This window comes from Allobosea sp. FW305-C-101 (genome assembly GCF_058783685.1).
The window spans coordinates 1-14,878 of the sequence record NZ_JBYSYT010000003.1 but is presented as its reverse complement, the minus strand read 5'-3'; the positions used below and the strand labels follow the sequence as shown (position 1 = coordinate 14,878).

The 14,878-nt window shown below is 63.9% G+C and carries 15 protein-coding genes; 2 read left to right on the top strand and 13 right to left on the bottom strand.

Annotation, left to right across the window (positions count from 1 at the left end; genetic code table 11):
* Window positions 1–178: 178 nt before the first annotated feature.
* Entirely contained in the window at window positions 179–835 is a 657-nt protein-coding gene (gene aat, locus AC3WMA_RS14730) for a leucyl/phenylalanyl-tRNA--protein transferase (RefSeq protein WP_492286126.1), read from the top strand.
* 24 nt (window positions 836–859) lie between these two features.
* On the opposite strand, the gene AC3WMA_RS14725 is transcribed toward aat, so the two are convergent.
* The 4 genes from AC3WMA_RS14725 to AC3WMA_RS14710 form a co-directional block, all read right to left on the bottom strand.
* A complete protein-coding gene (locus AC3WMA_RS14725) occupies window positions 860–1,501 on the bottom strand; it encodes a DUF2155 domain-containing protein (RefSeq protein WP_492286125.1) in 642 nt (213 codons plus the stop codon).
* Window positions 1,502–1,590: 89 nt separating this feature from the next.
* Entirely contained in the window at window positions 1,591–2,823 is a 1,233-nt protein-coding gene (locus AC3WMA_RS14720) for a glycosyltransferase (RefSeq protein ID WP_492286124.1), read from the bottom strand.
* A 21-nt stretch (window positions 2,824–2,844) separates the two neighbouring features.
* Complete coding sequence (locus AC3WMA_RS14715) at window positions 2,845–3,255, bottom strand: NADH:ubiquinone oxidoreductase subunit NDUFA12 (RefSeq protein ID WP_492286123.1); 411 nt, start codon at window positions 3,253–3,255, stop codon at window positions 2,845–2,847.
* Between the two features lie 59 nt (window positions 3,256–3,314).
* Window positions 3,315–3,815, bottom strand: a complete 501-nt coding sequence (locus AC3WMA_RS14710) for a hypothetical protein (protein ID WP_492286122.1) — start codon at window positions 3,813–3,815, stop codon at window positions 3,315–3,317.
* Between the two features lie 718 nt (window positions 3,816–4,533).
* Between AC3WMA_RS14710 and AC3WMA_RS14705 the strand changes: the two genes are divergently transcribed.
* Window positions 4,534–8,268, top strand: a complete 3,735-nt coding sequence (locus tag AC3WMA_RS14705) for a vitamin B12-dependent ribonucleotide reductase (RefSeq protein ID WP_492286121.1) — start codon at window positions 4,534–4,536, stop codon at window positions 8,266–8,268.
* Window positions 8,269–9,211: 943 nt separating this feature from the next.
* Here AC3WMA_RS14705 and AC3WMA_RS14700 read toward each other — a convergent pair.
* From AC3WMA_RS14700 to blh, 9 genes are all read right to left on the bottom strand, one after another.
* Window positions 9,212–9,475, bottom strand: a complete 264-nt coding sequence (locus AC3WMA_RS14700; protein WP_492286623.1) for a hypothetical protein — start codon at window positions 9,473–9,475, stop codon at window positions 9,212–9,214.
* Window positions 9,384–9,728, bottom strand: a complete 345-nt coding sequence (locus tag AC3WMA_RS14695; protein WP_492286120.1) for a helix-turn-helix transcriptional regulator — start codon at window positions 9,726–9,728, stop codon at window positions 9,384–9,386. Before AC3WMA_RS14695 ends, AC3WMA_RS14700 begins: the two co-directional genes overlap by 92 nt.
* A gap of 79 nt (window positions 9,729–9,807) precedes the next feature.
* Window positions 9,808–10,038 (bottom strand): BrnA antitoxin family protein, encoded by a 231-nt coding sequence (locus tag AC3WMA_RS14690; RefSeq protein ID WP_492286610.1) that lies wholly within the window; start codon window positions 10,036–10,038, stop codon window positions 9,808–9,810.
* A gap of 116 nt (window positions 10,039–10,154) precedes the next feature.
* Entirely contained in the window at window positions 10,155–10,613 is a 459-nt protein-coding gene (locus tag AC3WMA_RS14685) for a Ros/MucR family transcriptional regulator (protein ID WP_492286119.1), read from the bottom strand.
* 384 nt (window positions 10,614–10,997) lie between these two features.
* Window positions 10,998–11,237: an MbcA/ParS/Xre antitoxin family protein gene (locus AC3WMA_RS14680; protein WP_492286118.1), complete on the bottom strand. Its 240-nt coding sequence runs from the start codon at window positions 11,235–11,237 to the stop codon at window positions 10,998–11,000.
* An 891-nt stretch (window positions 11,238–12,128) separates the two neighbouring features.
* Complete coding sequence (locus AC3WMA_RS14675; RefSeq protein WP_492286117.1) at window positions 12,129–12,572, bottom strand: DUF6691 family protein; 444 nt, start codon at window positions 12,570–12,572, stop codon at window positions 12,129–12,131.
* Window positions 12,569–12,976 (bottom strand): YeeE/YedE family protein, encoded by a 408-nt coding sequence (locus tag AC3WMA_RS14670; protein WP_492286116.1) that lies wholly within the window; start codon window positions 12,974–12,976, stop codon window positions 12,569–12,571. The genes AC3WMA_RS14675 and AC3WMA_RS14670 overlap by 4 nt, the downstream gene beginning before the upstream one ends.
* Window positions 12,973–13,305, bottom strand: a complete 333-nt coding sequence (bigR, locus tag AC3WMA_RS14665) for a sulfite-sensing transcriptional repressor BigR (RefSeq protein WP_492286609.1) — start codon at window positions 13,303–13,305, stop codon at window positions 12,973–12,975. Before bigR ends, AC3WMA_RS14670 begins: the two co-directional genes overlap by 4 nt.
* Window positions 13,305–14,600, bottom strand: a complete 1,296-nt coding sequence (gene blh / locus AC3WMA_RS14660) for a bifunctional sulfur transferase/dioxygenase Blh (protein WP_492286115.1) — start codon at window positions 14,598–14,600, stop codon at window positions 13,305–13,307. The genes bigR and blh overlap by 1 nt, the downstream gene beginning before the upstream one ends.
* Between the last annotated feature and the right edge of the window lie 278 nt (window positions 14,601–14,878).

The following is a 14,878-nucleotide window of genomic DNA, read 5'->3' as shown; positions in this document are numbered from 1 at the left end:
AGTGCGCGTCATTCTCGGGCAGCGCGAAGCGCAGACCCGAGAATCTCTCGCCGGAAAAGGCGCCTCTCTGTCACGAGATGCTCGGGTCAAGCCCGAGCATGCCGAGCCGGCCGTCTAGTAGCCTTCGTTTGACAGAAACCCCGCCTCACGTTCCCATCCGGTCATGAAGGCTCGTTCCGTGCCCGTCCGCACCCCTGCGATCACGCCGGAGATCATGCTGCGCGCCTATGCCGCCGGCATCTTCCCGATGGCGGAGAGCGCCGATGACCCAGGCCTGTTCTGGGTGGAGCCGGAGCTGCGCGGCATCATCCCGCTGGATCGCTTCCATCTCTCGTCACGATTGGCCCGGACCGTGCGGTCGGACCGCTTCGAGATCAGGATCGACAGCGCCTTCGACGCCGTCATCAGCGCCTGCGCCGAAGCGAAGCCGGACCGGACCGAAACCTGGATCAACCGGCGCATCCGCGAGATCTTCGGCGAATTGTTCGCGCTGGGCTATGTCCATACGGTCGAATGCTGGCGTGAGAGCCGGCTGGTCGGCGGTCTTTACGGGCTCTCGCTGGGCGGCGCCTTTTTCGGCGAGAGCATGTTCCATCGTGAAACCGATGCCTCGAAGGTCGCGCTGGTCCATCTGGTGGCCCGGCTGAGGCATGGCGGCTACCGGCTGCTCGATACACAGTTCCAGACCGGCCATCTCGCCCAGTTCGGTACCCTCGAGATTCCGCGTGACGCCTATCGCCGGCTGCTCGAAGACGCCCTGCAGTGCCAGGGCGACTGGCACGCCTGGCCCATCTCGGCGCCAGTCAGCGGCCGCGACGTCCTGACCCAGCTCTGAAACAGCAAACGCCGCGGCGACGGCTCAGCCGCCGCCACCGGTCGGATCGCGGCCCTGGCCTGGGTTGGTCGGGAAGAAGCGCTGGCTCGGCCGTTGCGGCTGCACCGGCACGCCGCGCGGCGGCTCGACATCGATACGCCCGCCCGGCGGCGGCAGCCCGGGCTGCTGTCCGGGCAATGGCGGCTGATTGGGATCGCGCGGCGGGGTACGCGGACGACGCGGGTCGTCAGCGGGCGGCGCCTCCGGCTCCTTGGGATCGACGACGAGCTCGGTGCCGCCTTTGCAATCCGTCAGCCATGCATCGTAGATCGCATGCTCGACGCCGTGCAGGCCGGGGCTCGCCGCATACATCCAGCCGGTAAAGATGCGCCGGTACTCGTTCTTGACGGTGACCTCGTCGACTTCGACGAAAGCGTCGGTCTGCGGGGCCTCGGTCGGCGGACGCGTCCAGCAGACGCGCGGTGTCAATTGCAGCGCGCCGAACTGCACGGTCTCGTCGATCGCCACCTCGAAGGAGATGATGCGGCCGGTGATCTTGTCGAGGCCGGCGAAGACGGCCGTCGGATTGCGGATGCGGTCGGCCTGCGCCGGGCCCATCGCAGCGAGCAGCGCGGCCGCGCTCGTGGCGAGGCCGGCTAGGGTCGAAAGGCGGAACAGGAACGGCATGCGGGCGCGAATCTCTTCGACAGCGCGGAAGGACCGCGATGGCGCGCAGTAACACGGCAAAGGCAGCGGAAAAAGGGCGCTCTGCTTCGTCAACAGCTCATGCGCCCTTCGATATCGATGATCGCAGCCTGGACCCCTTCCTCGGCGCGGATCGCTTTCCCGAGCTCAGCGGCGCGCTTTCGCACTTCCGGCACCTGCAGTGCTTTTGCTGCGGCCGCCACGATATCCGGCGTCAACTGACGCGGCAGAGCTCTTGGGCCCGCTCCCAAAGCCGCAATCCGGTCAGCCCAAAATGGCTGATCGCCGAAAAATGGCCGGATAGCCATCGGCACCCCCGCCCGCAAGCTCGCTCCCGTCGTGCCTGCACCGCCATGGTGCAGCGCTCCGGCAACGTGCGGAAGCAGCTTATCGTGAGGCGCTGCATCGATCACCAGCATGTCATCGCAATGTTCCGGCAGGTCGAGTGCCCCACCACCACGGACGAAAATGCCGCGCATACCCGCCAGCCGCAGACCAGCGACGATTGCTTCGGCCAATTCCCGTGGCCGATCTCCCGGCATGCTCCCAAATCCGACATAGATCGGAGGTGTCCCGGCCGTGAGATAGGAAGCAAGCGCCGGCGACATCCCGATCTCAGGCTCATCGAGGAACCAGTAGCCGCAGACGTGCACACGCTTGGGATCCCAATCAGACGGAACCGGAATCACGTGGCGGCTATAGGCATAAAGCACGCCGATCGAGGGGTCTGGATAGCGGCTTTGCAGCCCCAGCCGCTCGCGTCGCCACCGCGCCAGCATCCGTCCGAACAGGAGGGCCGGAGCAGCGGCCATCAACATGTGGCTGGGCTTGTTCAACAGGCTTGGCAGCCTGATCGACAGAATGGGACTTGGGAAGGCAGATGTGGGCGTAAAGCCCGGCAAAGGCGAGGCAAGCAGGCTTCGTGCCCCCAATCTGGCGGCAATGGCCGGGCTCACGAGCGACTTGGGGTGATGCAGGATCAGACGAGGTCCGAACCCACGTAGAGCCTCCCATTCAGCATCCATCAACCGGGTCATCGCCGGCTTGATCTTGCCGAGCAACGCCAGGCCGGCAGAAAAACCGCGACCGGCGGCGACTGCGGCCTTCCCGGCGTCACTGTCGAGCAAGTCGAGCAACGTGCCCGGCAGCGGGGCAAAGGGAACTCTCAGGCGCGACGCCAGATCGGAAAACTGTTCGGGTGCGGCCAATTGGACATCGTGCCCGCGCGCAATCAGGCCACGCGCAAGGGCGACATAGGGCTGAACGTCGCCACGCGTACCGAATGTCTGGATGGCAACGCGCATCGGAGCGCTACGCCGGAAGCCTCAGCGGCCGGGCGTCCAGGCCTGGTAGTCGCCGGTCGCGGCCGGGCGCTCGCCCTCGGCGAGCGTCGAGCCCTGCGGGCGATAGGCCAGCGCGGTGCCGGTCCAGTTCTGCTGGTGCGGCTGCTGCCACTCGCGCGGCTGGTAGCTTTCCTCGGACGGCGCGACATCGACCGTGTGATGCAGCCAGCCGTTCCAGCCCGGCGGTACCTTGGAGGCTTCCGCGTCGCCCTTGTAGATCACCCAGCGCCGCTGGAAGCCGAGCGCCTTGTCCTTCACCCCACCCTTGGTGCGGTAATAGACATTGCCGAACTCGTCCTCGCCCACCCGCTCGCCGAAGCGCCAGGTATGGAAGCGGGTGCCGATCGTCTGGCCGTTCCACCAGGTGAAGATCTGCAGCAGCCAGTCCTTCATCGTCCTCAGTCCGTGCGCGCGATGCAAAACAATCGGGCGACTTATGGCCCCGGCACCGGCTACTGTCCAGCCCGCGGCAGGCCGACCGTGCTGAAACTGCGCGATGTTTCGCTCGCGTCGCAGCGTGTCAGGCTCATGACGGCGAGAACGTCGGGCTCGACGGCCCTGAGCTGGCGGGTCTGCTTGTCCCTGACCATGACATTGGTCGCGTTGACGAACCGGCCCGATGCGACCAGCGTCGCCAGAACCTCGATTGAGCGCGGGTCCAGCTCGTATCGCGGCTTTTTGGGGTCGGGCGAGCCGGCCATGAGCCGCGCGCTGGCGCTCAGCTCCATGACGACATGCGCCGTCGATCCGGAAACCGTCGCCTTCGTGAAGGTCAGCCCGTTCACGGGCATTCCCGGCGCCGAAATGCCGGTCTTGTTGATGGTGATGCGCGGAGCCTCGCGGCACCCCATCCTGCGTGACGCCCATTCTCCCGCAAAGGCTGGAGCCAGCGGCTCGCTGTCGGTGCAGCCGGCGAGCGCCAGAGGGAGCAGGCAGAAGGCATAGCGATGCATGGGCAGTCCCGGACGGATCACGCTTCAATCCGCGTAGCACGGCCAACCTAACGTCACTTTAAGTGGACCGCTCAATCTGCGCGTGTCTTGAGCGACTCGCCACGATTCGGCCGCGATTCGATCAGGCCCGCGATGACGGCATTCGCCGGGAAATCGCCCGAGATCAGCCACTTCCGGGCGGCTCTGAAAGCGACGCTCGCAGCAAGCCTCAAGCCGACCGGCTTCACCAATCGTCAACCATGAATAGCGGGGATTTTAAGGACTGCGCTTCGCCCGGCACTGTGGCAATCTTGCCGCGGCACATCCGATTCCCCGGTGATTTCCGAGGCTTAGCGGGCGCCTTGTAACTTATCCCCATAACCCACATATCCCTACCAGATGTCGTGTCCACAGGGATCACGGGGCACTATTCCTTGACGCCCGATGGGCATCTGCACTAGATTTTGACCATCGCATGACGGCCGGCGGCACCCCCTCTGGATGACTGCGAAACCCTAGTTTTCCAGTGTGTTCCGGGCCTGCCGCCGCATCCGCCATCGACAGCGGAAGCGAACGGATTTGCGCGGACATTTTGGGCGCGTCCGGGACCATCGGCGGGGCGACACCGCGGAGATCCCACAGGGCATCAAACCGAGTTGGGCTGACATCAGGAGCCGGTGATCAACCGGCCGCGCGTGGCTTGCAAGGCGAGCCCGCGGCAGATCAAGGGACGAAGATCATGCGCATCGAGCGCCGCTATACCACCGCCGGACAGTCGCCCTATGCCGCGATCCCGTTCCGATCGGCCGTCAGCGAGATCAAGAACCCGGACGGCTCCGTCGTCTTCCGGCTGGAAGGCATCGAGGTTCCCGAGACCTGGTCGCAGGTCGCCAGCGACGTGCTCGCGCAGAAGTATTTCCGCAAGGCCGGCGTGCCGGCGCGCCTGAAAAAGTTCGAGGAGAACGACGTTCCCTCCTTCCTCTGGCGTTCGGTCGCCGACGAGGCCGCTCTCGCCGAGCTGCCCGAAGGCGAACGCTACGGCTCCGAGATCTCGTCGAAGCAGGTCTTCGACCGCCTCGCCGGCTGCTGGACCTACTGGGGCTGGAAGGGCGGCTATTTCTCCTCCGAGGAGGATGCCGCGGCCTTCCATGACGAGCTCCGTTTCATGCTCGCGACCCAGCGCGTCGCGCCGAACTCGCCGCAATGGTTCAACACCGGCCTGCACTGGGCCTATGGCATCGACGGTCCCAGCCAGGGCCATTTCTACGTCGACTTCAAGACCGGCAAGCTGGTCAAGTCGAAGTCGAGCTACGAGCATCCGCAGCCGCATGCCTGCTTCATCCAGGGCGTGCAGGACGACCTCGTCAACGAGGGCGGCATCATGGACCTCTGGGTCCGTGAGGCCCGCCTGTTCAAATACGGCTCCGGCACCGGCTCGAACTTCTCGATGCTGCGCGGTGAAGGCGAGAAGCTCGCCGGCGGCGGCAAGTCCTCCGGCCTGATGTCCTTCCTCAAGATCGGCGACCGCGCCGCCGGCGCCATCAAGTCGGGCGGCACCACCCGCCGCGCCGCCAAGATGGTCGTGGTCGACGCCGACCATCCGGATATCGAGGCCTATATCGACTGGAAGGTGAAGGAGGAGCAGAAGGTCGCCGCTCTCGTCACCGGTTCCAAGACCGTCAAGAAGCACATGAAGGCCGTGCTCAAGGCCTGCGTGAACTGCGAGGGCGAAGGCGATAGCTGCTTCGACCCCGAGAAGAACCCGGCGCTCAAGCGCGAGGTGAAGCTCGCCCGCAAGGCGCTGGTGCCGGACAACTACATCAAGCGCGTCATCCAGTTCGCCAAGCAGGGCTACAAGGACATCTCCTTCGACACCTATGATACCGACTGGGATTCCGACGCCTATCTCACCGTCTCCGGCCAGAACTCGAACAATTCGGTCTCGCTGACCGACGATTTCCTGCGCGCCGTCGAGAACGACAACGACTGGAACCTGACCGGCCGCACCACCGGCAAGGTCGTCAAGACGCTGAAGGCCCGCGACCTCTGGGAGAAGATCGGCTACGCCGCCTGGGCCTCGGCCGATCCCGGCCTGCACTTCAACTCGACGATGAACGACTGGCACACCTGCCCGGCTTCCGGCCGGATCCGGGCGTCCAATCCGTGCTCCGAGTACATGTTCCTCGACGACACCGCCTGCAACCTGGCCTCGGCCAACCTGCTGCAGTTCTACGACACCGAGACCAAGGCCTTCGACGTCGCGGCCTATGAGCATCTCTGCCGGCTCTGGACCGTCGTGCTCGAAATCTCGGTCACGATGGCGCAGTTCCCGAGCCGCGAGATCGCCGAGCTATCCTACGAGTACCGCACGCTCGGCCTCGGCTACGCCAATATCGGCGGCCTGCTGATGACCATGGGCCTCGGCTACGACTCCGACGAGGGCCGCGCCCTCGCCGGTGCGCTGACCGCGATCATGACCGGCGTCGCCTATGCGACCTCGGCCGAGATGGCCGGCGAACTCGGCCCCTTCCCCGGCTACAAGAAGAACGCCAGCCACATGCTGCGCGTCATCCGCAACCACCGCACGGCGGCCCATGGCCTCGCCGACGGCTATGAGGGCCTGAGCGTCACCCCGGTGCCGCTCGACCACGCCACCCTCGCCCGCCTCGGCGGTTCGGCCGTGACCATGGCGGAGCGCTCGCGCATCGTCTGGGACGAGGCGCTGGAGCAGGGCAAGCGCTACGGCTACCGCAACGCCCAGGCGACCGTGATCGCGCCGACCGGCACGATCGGCCTCGTCATGGATTGCGACACCACCGGCATCGAGCCTGATTTCGCGCTGGTGAAGTTCAAGAAGCTCGCCGGCGGCGGCTACTTCAAGATCATCAACCGCGCTGTGCCGGATGCGCTGCGTGCGCTCGGCTACCGCGAGGCCGATATCGCCGAGATCGAGGCCTATGCCGTCGGCCATGGCTCGATGAAGCAGGCGCCGGGCGTCAATCCCTCGACCCTGCGTTCCAAGGGCTTCACCGACGAGAAGATCGAGGCGGTCGAGAAGGGGCTGAAGAGCGCCTTCGACATCAAGTTCGTCTTCAACAAGTGGACGCTGGGCGAGGATTTCCTCACCGGCACGCTCAAGGTCCCGGCCGAGAAGCTCAACGACATGTCGTTCGAGCTCCTGCCCTTCCTCGGTTTCACCAAGGCCGAGATCGAAGCCGCCAACGTCCATGTCTGCGGCGCGATGACCCTGGAAGGTGCCCCGCACCTGAAGACCGAGCATTACAACGTCTTCGATTGCGCCAATCCCTGCGGCCGCATCGGCAAGCGCTATCTCTCGGTCGAGAGCCATATCCGCATGATGGCGGCGGCGCAGCCCTTCATCTCGGGCGCGATCTCCAAGACCATCAACATGCCGAATGAGGCGACGGTCGAGGACTGCAAGAGCGCCTATATGCTCTCCTGGAAGCTGGCGCTGAAGGCGAACGCCCTCTACCGCGACGGCTCCAAGCTCTCGCAGCCGCTGAACTCGGCGCTGATCTCGGATGAGGACGACGACGCCGACGACGCGGTCGAGACGCTGGTCGCGGCGCCGATGGCGGCGCGTGCCACCCAGATCTCGGAGAAGATCGTCGAACGCATCGTCGAACGCATCGAGCGCAAGCGCGAGCGCGAGAAGATGCCGGATCGCCGCACGGGCTACATCCAGAAGGCCACGGTCGGCGGCCACAAGGTCTATGTCCATACCGGCGAGTATTCGGATGGGCGCCTCGGCGAGATCTTCATCGACATGCACAAGGAGGGCGCGGCCTTCCGGGCGATGATGAACAACTTCGCGATCGCGGTTTCGCTCGGCCTGCAATATGGCGTGCCGCTGGAGGAGTATGTCGAGGCCTTCACCTTCACCCGCTTCGAGCCCTCGGGCTTCGTTGCCGGCAACCAGTCGATCAAGAACGCGACCTCGATCCTCGACTACGTCTTCCGTGAACTGGCGATCTCCTATCTCGGCCGCCACGACCTCGCCCATGTCGATCCCAGCGAGATCGGCCATGACGTGATGGGCAGCGGTGTCGACCAGGACAAGGCGCCGGATGCGGCCCCGGTCGTATCGACCCCCCTCGCCTCGACCGGCTTCCGCCGCGGCAAGCCGATCAACCTGCTCGCCATCCAGGGCGGCGGCCAGGGAAGCCATGCGGCGAACGATGCGGTCGCCCGCTCGACCACCTCTGCCATCGGCCTCGCCACCGCAGGCGCGACCGCGCTGAAGGAGGAGCCCGAGGCCTATGGTGAGGCGGAAATGGCCAAGCTCGGCTTCGCGGCGCCGGCCGCCCAGCCGACCCAGTCCGAGCGCCGGGCCGAGGCGATCATGAAAGGCTATGTCGGCGACTCGTGCGGCGAATGCGGCAACTTCACGCTGGTCCGCAACGGCACCTGCCTGAAGTGCAACACCTGCGGTTCGACGACCGGCTGCTCGTAAACGACGACAAGCGTCTTGTTTGAAAATCGAGGCATAGTGTTGCCGCGATTGCAGGTCGAGTTCCGCAATTCGGATGGGCGCCCGACAATGTCGGGCGCCTTTCATTGTTGGGTTCCGTGAGATCATTGTCCGGCGTGCGGCGGGCGGATTGGTGGAATGCCTGACTCTGCTTAGAGCGCCATTGAAATTGATGGCACCCTACGCAATTTCAAGCACGACAACTGCGCTGAATGGTCAGGCCCTCGGGGGGCGTCGCACGAGATTTCGTATGCCGACCTTTTTCGAGCTCTCGCTAAGGACGATATCGAGGAGCTGATCGAAGAAATTCAGATCGCACAAGGGCTTCAGTTGGCCCCCCGCTCGATACGGCAATCACAGAAGTCGGCATTGAGCTAACGAAGACTATGCGGGCCTTTCATACTACGTGGGTGCCGACCTTGGGTGCTTGCGGTAAGGGGCAGTCATGCACCCATGATCGATGGCCGCCACCCTTCGCCAACCAACGAGAGGCGAATTTCATCTGAGACAACCGAGACTGGGCCGCAACAGTACCAATCCATGTAGTCGCCGCTATCGCGAATGTCTGCGATCAGCCCTCCTGCCGCTCGAAAAGAATAACCGACACTTTCGCCATTCTCGTGAAACCATTCGACATTGGCCAACGCGGACCACATCTCGCGGGCTACTTTGTCATCGCGAAGATCCAATGCGCGGCGAACCGCTTGCTCAAACCGTGCATATGAATCGATTGTTCTCTCAAATCCTACCATTTGACCCTCGCATGTCGGCGATCAAATCCCGGCTGCGGCATAACCAGGACCGGAACCCGCTTAGCAAAAGCCCCAAAACTGCTCAGATAAACCGAGCCGGCTCTGTCGCTGCTTATCGCGGGAGCGGACGCCTGTGGTCCTTAAGAAAGATGTCGACTCTAGATCCCCATGGTTTAGCGGAGTTTGGCGATACCGATGCCGTCGAGCTTTGCGCGATCCTTTATAGACTCTTCGCTGCGGGTCATTGCTTTCGCAATCGCCTTCAGGGCCATGCCCTTTCCAGCGAGCAATTTCAGTTTCTGAATCTCCTCAGAGGTCCAGGGTTGGCGGTGCCGTTCAAATCGCTCAGTCAAAATCCACTCCTGCAGCGCGCTCACCCTTAAGGATTGATCTATAGCAGCAATGCCATGAATTTGACCGACTTGTACCGAAGTCAACTACGGCTCGCGCCACAATCGGACATTGGGCGTGGGCTGTGAAGCGAAGGTCGGCTTCAACGCTCGAATGTATCAATCCGGCGAAGAAACCAACTAGCTCAGCCTGGCGGTACATGCCCAGCTTCTGAAGTATCGACCGGATCTGCGACCTGACGGTCTCCACAGATACCCCGCATGCCCTGTCGATATCGGCCACGCTCTGTCCCGATGTCAGGACGCGCGTGACGCGTGCCTCGCCCGGGGTGAGATCCAAGAGAGCATTTCAGAATCGAGGTCGCCGCTCCGGCCGTCGCCGCTGGCCTCTTGAACGGATCCCTTTCGCCATTGCCGCGCTAGCCATCGTTCGAAGAGTTCAGCTCGTCGGGCGTGACCGCTTCATCGCCACCGATGCCCGCGGCCTGCCGCAGCGCGTTGTTGATGCGATCCTGCCAGCCTGGTCCGCCACTTTGAAAATGGTCGAGCACGCTGCGATCGATTCGGAGCGAAACGAGTTCTTTCGCTCCGGGAACGCTTGGCCGATTGTCGGCAGGCGTCGGGGCTTTCGGCGCGGCGGGCTTGAACAGTGCCTAGGCCTTGTCCCGGGCGCTGGTGGGCCTGCGAGGTCTGTCGCTGTTCATGGAGCCTCTTTGTCGTTGGTCGCCGTGCCAGCCGGTGTCGCTCTATCAAGCAAGCGTCTCGGTCAGGCCTTGGCCTTTACACGCCGTGGGCTCTTGGCAACTGCTGCCTTGTCGACAGCAGTTGCAGCCTTCCGACCAAGACCCATCGACTTGGCCAAGGCCGAGCGCGCTTCGGCATAGTTGGGTGCCACCATCGGGTAATCGGAAGGCAGGCCCCATTTCGCTCGGTACTGGTCAGGCGTCATATCGTACTTGCTGCTGAGATGGCGCTTCAGCGATTTGAACGCCTTGCCGTCCTCGAGGCAGATGATCGCATCCGGGGTAACCGATTTCCTGATCGAAACGGCCGGGACAAGCGGCTGGGCAGCAGGCGCGGCAGCTTCAGCTCCCAAGCCAGCCAGTGCTGCATGAATCTTCGCGATAAGCTCGGGCAGATCGGCGCGGGTGACATTGTTATGTGCCACGTAGGCCGCAACGACCATCGCTGACAGATCAATAAGCTGGTTGTTGTCTTCAGACATTCGTACTTGTAATCCTAGGAGATGATCGGGATGGACGGTGACGCAGACGTTGCCCTCGCCGAGGTTGAAGGTGAGCTAGCCGCTACGCCGAGTGGCCCGCAACAATTTTCGGGCCGCCTCTGAATACATCATATCGAGCCAGAAGCCTGCAGCCCGTCGATCTTCCAATTGCCCGCGAAAGAAATGGCACTCCTCGATGCCACGAGCGTGCCCTGGACTGCACCAAGCGCTGGCGAAAGGGCGGTAAGGCCGACCATGCGTCGACATCCGGTCATCACCCAATTTGGCCGTCGTCAGCAGAGTTTGGGCCACCGCCGGACATTGGCGCCTTGCTCGAGAGCAGACGTTCGGCGGCATCTGGATTCTGCTGAGTGGCGGAACGCCCTAAGCATGAACACCCGCGTCGATCGCCTCCACATATTCAAGGACTGCCTCGGCGCGGCCCTCGGCAATGAGTTGCAGGGCCGATCGGCCCGAAAGGCCTGCTAGAGGTTCCGATCGAAACCAAGCGTAGGCTACATCTGCCGAGGCAAATCGAGGCTCGATGATGGAGAGGATCACCTGACCGGCTTCTTCCGGGCTGAGATTCTTAACGACGCTGCGGTGTCGAAATTTCTCAGTCATTTGCGACCCCGAGCACCCAGCGGAACTTCGACTAGGAAGGTGGCTTAGACGCTACCACACTCGCGAACCTATCCAAGTCGACCAATCGCTCATCGACGCTGGGCCGGAGATCGATTCCCTCCGGAATAGCGCCCGTTATGTGGCAGCGCTCGATATCTCAAAGCGGGAATCCGAATTAATGTAATCGAGAGAAATCTGAGGAAGATCGCAGAACGCCTTGATCGTGCAGACGAAAGCACCTGCGAAACTGGTGTTGCCTGCTATGCTAGTCGGGAAGCTTCGTGGGCTGATCGATCGGCGTCAGGTATCCGTGAAAGACTTCACGCCGCCTCCCGCGAGCGCGTTCGCGCAAGCGACTCGCTCAAAGCGGCAAAGCAGGTGCTCGAAGCGTATGGAGCCACCGAACAGGACGAAGCGCTATGTGCAGGGCTGAATTTCCCAAGATGGACCATTGCAGACATCAGGAAGGTCCGCACCAGGACAGTGCCGCCAAATCGGCAGCAATTCATCCGTAGCACCGTGGTCTGTGCCGGCCTGTCCATGTGGCGGACAACGACCTCATGCGGATTGCGTCCCGGAAGCATGTGGCCGACATGTGACCCATGATATCTGGGTTCTGGATTTGGACGATGTCGACCGACCTCTGCCGCCGGGCCCGTCCGCCCATCCGAGCAGCGCTAGGTTGAAGGTACTGCCGAGAATTCCAATCCGGACTGTCGGCGTCGCCCCTCGAGCATATCAGGGTAATCGGGCTAGCTATCTTGATCTTGCTGCGATCGGCCTGCAGTCGCAGCAAATCCTCGCCAACTGACATATCCTATCCTTCAGAGCGATGTTGCGCGGGTTCGCCGTCGAGGTCGCCGGAAGAGAGCGCGGGAACGAGGTTCGACGTCATCGCGGAAACCTCCCCGCGATCACCCGGTCATGCAGCATCATCCCAGCCGCCATCGCTGTGACGAACAGAAAGACGGGGGCGAGTCCCACCGACAGAGCCGAAACTGCCGGCCCCGGGCAGAAGCCGGCGAGCCCCCATCCGGCTCCGAACAGCGCCGCGCCGGTCAGCAGCCGCCCATCGATCTCCGTCTTCTCTGGCAGGTGGAAGTGGTCGTCGAGCACCGGGCGCCGCAGACGGCGTTGCAGCATGACGCCGGGCACCGCCACGGCGACGGCGCCGCCGAGCACGAAGGCCAGGCTCGGGTCCCAATGCCCGCTGGCGAGGTTGAGGAAGCCGATGACGCGCGCCGGATCGAGCATTCCGGAGAGCGACAGGCCAAAGCCGAAGAGCGCGCCAGACAGCAGCGCCACGACGATACGCAGGGGGGCGAGCCGGTTCACCGCAGCAACTCCATCAGCGTCGCCATCGCGATCCCTGCGAGGAGAAAGGTCACCGTCGCGGCGAAGGAACGTTTCGAAAAGCGGGCCAGGCCGAGGATGCCGTGGCCCGAGGTGCAGCCCGAGCCCATGCACGTGCCGATGCCGACGGCGAGCCCGGCCACCATGACCATGGGCAAGGAGGTGGCGATGGTGACGGCCGGGTAGCTTCCGAACGCCAGCATGTAGAGCGGCGGGCCGCTCAGGAGCCCGATGACGAAAGCCGCATTCAGCGGGATCTGCCCACCGCCGAGCAAGCGGCCGACGATGCCGCTGATGCCGGCGATCCGCCCATCGAACAGCAGCAGCGCGAGGGCCGAGAGGCCAAGCAACATGCCGCCGATCAGGGAAGGCCAATAGGCACTCATGGGTGCTGCCCCGGTTCGCAATAGATGGCGTAGAGGGCTTCGATCAGACGCGCGGCCTTCTCTTCGCTCAGGCGATAGAAGATTTGCTTAGCCTCGCGGCGCGTGGTGACGACGCCTGCATCTCGCAGCGCACCAAGCTGCTGCGACAGCGTAGGCTGACGGATGCCCAGCCGTTCCTCGAGCTCGCCGACGGCGTATTCGCCCTCCGCAAGGGCGCAAGCGAGCCTCAGACGGGCTGGATGCGACAATGTCTTGAGCAGGGCGGAGACCTCGCCGGCGCGCGCCTCCATCTCGGCCGGAGGCATGGCGTGGACCGTTTTGGCGTCCATCACCACGCGGCCCCCACGAGCGCATCGAGCGGGAATTTGAGATAGCGCCTGCCGTTGGCTTCGGGCTCCGGCAGCCGGCCGCCGCGGATATTAACCTGCAGCGCATGCAGGATCAGCTTCGGCATCGGCAGGGTGCGGTCGCGCGCCTCTCGCAACGCGACGAAGCGCTCCTCCGTCATGCCGGTCAGATGCGGGTTCGAGTGCTTCTGCTCGCCCACCGTGCTCTCCCATTTAGCGGCGCGCCCGCCGGACTCGTAGTCGTGCCCGGTGAATAGGCGCGTATCGTCCGGCAAGGCCAGGATCGCCTGGATCGACGCCCAGAGGTCCTTGGCGCTGCCGCCCGGGAAATCCGCCCGCGCTGTGCCGGAATCCGGCATGAAGATCGTGTCGTGCACGAACGCCGCATCGCCGATGACGTAAGTCACGGAGGCAAGGGTGTGGCCGGGCGAGAACATCACGCACCCGGTGAGCTCACCCACCTTGAAGCTGTCGCCCTCGGCGAAGAGCCGGTCCCATTGCGAGCCGTCGGTCGCCAGCTCCGGCCAGTTGTAGAGGCCCTGCCAGAGCTTCTGGACCTCCGTGACGCGCGCGCCGATAGCTGTCTGCGCGCCGGTCTTCTGCTTGAGATAATGAGCGGCCGAGAAGTGATCGGCGTGAGGATGGGTGTCGAGGATCCACTCGACTGTGAGCCCCTCGCGCGCCACATAGGCGAGGATCGCGTCGGCCTGATGCGTGGCGGTCGCCCCGGACTTCTCATCGAACTCATAGACCGGATCGATGATCGCGCAACGCCTCGTCTTCGGGTCGGCGACGACATACTGCATGCTGCCGGTGCGCGGCTCGTGGAAGCCCTTCACCAGCGGCGCCCGGGCCGCATTCCGGGCGAGCCACTGCACGGCACCCGAGAGATCGAAGCCGTGCGCGTGGCCGAAGGCCTCGACCTCGCCGGGCTTCATCCGCCCCGCCAGAACCTCGCCGAGCACATGCAGGGTCAGGGATCGCGTGCCGCTGCGACAATGGGCGTAGACCCGCCCCTTGGCCCCGCACACCGCCTCTTGAAACGAGCGGATATCGGCTTCGGTGATCGTCGCCGCCGTCACGGGGATGAAGCGATAGGCAAGGCCCGGCCGCTCCAGGGCTGCCTTCTCGGCAGCGTTGCCGGGCTGCCCCGGCTCCTCGCCATCGGGTCGGTTGTTGATAATCGTGGCGAAGCCGGCGGCCGCCAGCGCGGCAAGGGCCTCCTGGCGCGGCTGGCTGGCGACTGTTAGCCGGTCGTCGATATTCACGGCGGTCATAGTGAGCAACTCTCAGCAGGAAACATTATACAATAATGTATAATGTATATTGATAAGATGCAAGCCCACCTGTGGGTGATCCCGCTGATAGCGTTCCAACGCTTCGTCCGAAGCGGCGCACGGGCATCCGATCAGGCTGGACGTCGAAAGCTTCGAGTTCGGCGGAGCGGTCGGGCCAGGCGCGAGGACAAGCGCTATCGTTTATCCTTGCGTTAGGTTCACGGGCCTTAGCCGCTAGCCGTCGACTCGGATCACTCGAGGAAAACTGCGGCGTTGAA

Bases quoted from the DNA above. Each gene is read 5' to 3' on its own strand.
- AC3WMA_RS14710 (WP_492286122.1), bottom strand. From the start codon at position 3,815: ATGCATCGCTATGCCTTCTGCCTGCTCCCTCTGGCGCTCGCCGGCTGC.
- AC3WMA_RS14680 (WP_492286118.1), bottom strand. From the start codon at position 11,237: ATGACTGAGAAATTTCGACACCGCAGCGTCGTTAAGAATCTCAGCCCG.
- AC3WMA_RS14725 (WP_492286125.1), bottom strand. From the start codon at position 1,501: ATGCCGTTCCTGTTCCGCCTTTCGACCCTAGCCGGCCTCGCCACGAGC.
- AC3WMA_RS14705 (WP_492286121.1), top strand. From the start codon at position 4,534: ATGCGCATCGAGCGCCGCTATACCACCGCCGGACAGTCGCCCTATGCC.
- AC3WMA_RS14720 (WP_492286124.1), bottom strand. From the start codon at position 2,823: ATGCGCGTTGCCATCCAGACATTCGGTACGCGTGGCGACGTTCAGCCC.
- blh (WP_492286115.1), bottom strand. From the start codon at position 14,600: ATGACCGCCGTGAATATCGACGACCGGCTAACAGTCGCCAGCCAGCCG.
- AC3WMA_RS14685 (WP_492286119.1), bottom strand. From the start codon at position 10,613: ATGTCTGAAGACAACAACCAGCTTATTGATCTGTCAGCGATGGTCGTT.
- AC3WMA_RS14670 (WP_492286116.1), bottom strand. From the start codon at position 12,976: ATGAGTGCCTATTGGCCTTCCCTGATCGGCGGCATGTTGCTTGGCCTC.
- bigR (WP_492286609.1), bottom strand. From the start codon at position 13,305: ATGGACGCCAAAACGGTCCACGCCATGCCTCCGGCCGAGATGGAGGCG.
- AC3WMA_RS14715 (WP_492286123.1), bottom strand. From the start codon at position 3,255: ATGAAGGACTGGCTGCTGCAGATCTTCACCTGGTGGAACGGCCAGACG.